This window comes from Rhizobium metallidurans (assembly GCF_014196505.1).
GTDB classification, from domain to species: Bacteria; Pseudomonadota; Alphaproteobacteria; order Rhizobiales; family Rhizobiaceae; genus Rhizobium; species Rhizobium metallidurans.
Genome location: NZ_JACIDW010000052.1, coordinates 1 through 3,625, shown reverse-complemented (window position 1 = coordinate 3,625; position 3,625 = coordinate 1). Strand labels below are relative to the sequence as shown.

The window sequence follows — 3,625 nt, the reverse complement described above, 5'->3', positions numbered from 1 at the left end:
CAACCAGCTGCCGGGCGGGTGGCCACCCGCCCGGCAGAAACAACTATCTCATATTTTGATCATCCAAGAAGGTGCCGGCAGGCGGATGAGGGGGCCTCACCCGCTAACCTCACCCACAAAATCCCATCCCGTCTTGCAGTCGACACACCCCTTCTCTACCGTCTCTCGCACAAACCCAAGGGCACGATATGACCGACGCAAGACCCCAGCATAACGCCGCCTGCCACTGCGGCACGGTAAAGTTCAAGGTGCGTCTGACCGATGAGTTCAACACCATCCGTCGCTGCACCTGCTCCTATTGCCGCATGCGCGGCGCCATCGCCGCCTCCGCCAGTCTCGATGACATCGAGTTCGTCGAGGGCGAGGACAATCTGACGCTCTACCAGTTCCACACCGGCACGGCGAAGCACTACTTCTGCAAGACCTGCGGCATCTACACCCATCACCAGCGCCGCTCCAACACCAGCCAGTTCGGCGTCAACGTCGCCGTCATCGAAGGCGTCAGCCCCTTCGATTTCGCCGAAGTGAAGGTCATGAACGGCATCGCCCATCCGAGCGATGCCGGCGGCACCTCCGAGGTCGCCGGTGTGTTGTGGTTCGAGCCGTTCGAGTGAACGATGGGCAAGTTGATCTGAAGCGGCGGGCGTATTACATTAAGAGAGACAGGTATTACGAGGACCCAGCATGTCGACCACAGTGACATCGAAAGGGCAGGTAACGATCCCGAAGGCGGTGCGCGATCTGCTTGGCATCACGGCGGGAAGCCAGGTCGATTTTCACCGAGCCAAGGACGGCAGCATTGTGCTGACACGGGCGGACAGCGAGAAGCCCGTCAGCCGTTTCGAGAAGCTTCGGGGACACGCCGGCGCCGGCCTTGATACCGATGCGATCATGGCGCTCACCCGTGGTGAGGAATGACACTTGTCGATACCAACGTCCTGCTTGATCTGGTAACCAACGACCCGGTATGGGCGAGCTGGTCGATAGGCCAGCTCGAGGCGGCAAGCCTGGAAGGCCCCTTGCTGATCAACGACGTCATCTACGCCGAAATCGCGGTCCGCTATGAACGCATCGAGGAGCTCGATGCGTTCATAGATTCAGCGGAACTTGTTTGGGCGCCGATGCCGCGCGCCGCGCTTTTCCTGGCCGGCAAGGCCTTCACCGACTATCGCCGTGCTGGCGGCTCGCGTACCGGCGTCCTTCCGGATTTCATGATCGGCGCGCAGGCGGCCGTTCAGAACCTGCCGATGCTGACGCGTGACATCGGCCGCTATCGAACCTATTTTCCTGGTGTCAGGCTGATATCGCCCAAGACGTAGACCGTGTCTTTACGAGAGCGGCAATGCCCGATCGTCCCCTACACCAACCCAAGCCGAACAAGGCTCTCGGCGCAGGCAACGATCGCCTCCTCCCGTGAGCGCGGCGCCCAGCCGAGCAGGCGCTCGGCCTTCTTTCCCGTCGCGTTCATGTCGTAGTTGAGGAGCGGCGCCACGGCCTTCAGCTGCGCGTTCGTCTCGCCGGCGATCCGCACCTGCTCGTCGGGCCAGACATCGGTCGAGACCTTCGCCGCCGCCGCACCCAGCCTTTGCCGCAGCAGTTCCGCGACCTCGACCATCCATAGGCTGTCGCCGACGGTGGCGAGGAAGCGTTCGCCGCTGGCGGCGGGGTCGGTCATGCAGCGCAGGTGCAGGTCGGCCACATCGCGCACATCGACGCAGCAGGAGTTGACGTTCACGCAGCCCGGCTGCCCCTTCATCATGTTGGCGATCAGCCGGATCGAGTGCGAATAGTCGGCGCCGAGAACCGGGCCGTAGACAGCGACCGGATTGACCGCCGAAAGCTCCATGCCACCACCTTCGCGGGCGATGAAGTCCCAGGCGGCGCGCTCCGACAGCGTCTTCGATTTCTGGTAGGGCGCCACATTGCCTTCAAGGTTGCTCCAGTCGGTCTCGTCGAACGGCCGCCGGTGGTCCGGCCCATGGCCGACGCCGATGGCGCCGAAGGCCGACGTCAGCACCACGCGCCTGACGCCGGCATCGCGCGCCGCCCTGAGCACCCTCAGATTGCCGTTGACGGCAGGCTCGATCCAGTCCTCCTCGCGCGTCTGGTCGCCCGATGGCGTCGGCGAGGCGCCGTGCATCACATAGGTGCAGCCGGCGGCGGCCTCCGCCCAACCTGTGTCATGGTCGAGATCGGCGATCGCGAAGGACAGCCGGTCGCCGGCATCGACGCCGCCGACCTTCAGATGCGCCCGCACCTCGTCCTCCCGCCCCGGCGAACGAATGGTCGTGCGCACGCGATAGCCGTCGTTCAGCAGCGCCAGCATGCAATATTGCGCGATGAACCCGGTGCCGCCGGTGACGAGAACGAGCGTGTCTTTTCTATCAGTCTTCATGGTTTGCCTCATGCTTCATGCCGCCGCATCGGATCGCGGCGAACTCGATAACGGGAAGGTAGGCAGCCAAGCCTGTACTGTGAATGCTTGAAAATCCGCATGACGTGCGCGATAGTTCGATAATGCTGGCCGATCCTTTCTCCGATATCCTGAGCCTGACGAAAGCCGAGGCGATCGTCACCGGCGGCTTCACCGCCGGCGGTCCCTGGTCGATCGCCTTTCCGGGGCGCGACAAGATCAAGTTCTTCGCGGTGGTGAAAGGCGGCTGCTGGGTAACGCTGGAGGGAGAGGCCGAGCCGATCCGCTTCGAGGAGGGCGATATCGGCCTGCTCGCCAGGAAGCGCAGCTTCGTGCTGTCAAGCGATCCCGCGCTTCAGCCCATCGACGCCATGAGCATCTTCACGGGCACGGGACGGCGGCTGATGACGCTGGGCGACGGCAATGATTTCGCCCATATCGGCGGCCATGTCGCGCTCGATCCTTTGAGAGGCGGCCTGCTGTCGGATATCCTGCCCACCTGGATCCACACCCGCGCCGCCTCGCCGCAGGCCGCCATCTTTCGCTGGCTGCTCGACCGGCTGATCGAGGAGCGCGACATCGGCCAGCCGGGCGCGGCGCTTGCCTCCGCGCAGCTGACGCAGCTGCTCTTCATCGAGATCCTGCGCTCGCACTTGAGCGCCGCCGACCGCATGCCCGCCGGCTGGCTGAGGGCGCTCGCCGAACCCAGGATCGCGCCCGCGCTGCGCCTGATGCACGGCGAGCCGTCGCGCCCCTGGCACCTGGAGGAACTCGCCGGCGCCTGCGCCATGTCGCGCACCTCGTTCGCCGTCCATTTCAAGTCGGTCTCCGGCGTCGCCCCGCTCGCCTATCTCACCGAATGGCGCATGCGCCTTGCCGAACGGACACTGCGCGAAACCCGCACCCCCATCGCCTCCGTCGCCCGCTCGCTCGGCTACACCTCCGAAAGCGCCTTCAGCAACGCCTTCAAGCGCGTGAACGGCAGATCGCCATCCGCGTATAGGGTGGCGGTGAATGGGGTTTTCGAAGAACAAAATTGAGGGCTGAATGCCCTTCGCTTGTCGCTCAGGGCGTCGCTTCCGCTCCACCCCCTCATCGCCTCGCTGTCGCTCCGGCACTTCTCCCCGTCGGGGAGCAACCATGTCTCATCCTTTCACATATTTCGGCGTCCATTCGGTCTGTCGGGTGAGGATTGTGTTGGCGAGAATGACG

Annotated in this window: 5 protein-coding genes; 4 read left to right on the top strand and 1 reads right to left on the bottom strand. The window is 64.2% G+C overall.

The window, feature by feature from the left end:
* The first annotated feature begins 188 nt into the window (after positions 1–188).
* The 3 genes from GGQ67_RS24925 to GGQ67_RS24915 all read left to right on the top strand — a co-directional run bounded on the left by GGQ67_RS24925 (position 189) and on the right by GGQ67_RS24915 (position 1,319).
* Positions 189–614: a GFA family protein gene (locus GGQ67_RS24925; RefSeq protein WP_183902789.1), complete on the top strand. Its 426-nt coding sequence runs from the start codon at positions 189–191 to the stop codon at positions 612–614.
* Positions 615–684: 70 nt separating this feature from the next.
* The gene (locus tag GGQ67_RS24920) at positions 685–918 is read left to right on the top strand and encodes an AbrB/MazE/SpoVT family DNA-binding domain-containing protein (protein ID WP_183902788.1); all 234 of its coding nucleotides are present in this window, start codon (positions 685–687) and stop codon (positions 916–918) included.
* Positions 915–1,319, top strand: coding sequence for a type II toxin-antitoxin system VapC family toxin (locus GGQ67_RS24915; protein WP_183902787.1), 405 nt, complete (start codon positions 915–917; stop codon positions 1,317–1,319). Before GGQ67_RS24920 ends, GGQ67_RS24915 begins: the two co-directional genes overlap by 4 nt.
* A 38-nt stretch (positions 1,320–1,357) precedes the next feature.
* Here GGQ67_RS24915 and GGQ67_RS24910 read toward each other — a convergent pair whose 3' ends face one another.
* Entirely contained in the window at positions 1,358–2,395 is a 1,038-nt protein-coding gene (locus GGQ67_RS24910; protein WP_183902786.1) for an SDR family oxidoreductase, read from the bottom strand.
* Between the two features lie 122 nt (positions 2,396–2,517).
* Between GGQ67_RS24910 and GGQ67_RS24905 the strand changes: the two genes are divergently transcribed.
* Positions 2,518–3,453, top strand: coding sequence for an AraC family transcriptional regulator (locus GGQ67_RS24905; RefSeq protein ID WP_210279792.1), 936 nt, complete (start codon positions 2,518–2,520; stop codon positions 3,451–3,453).
* Positions 3,454–3,625: the final 172 nt, after the last annotated feature.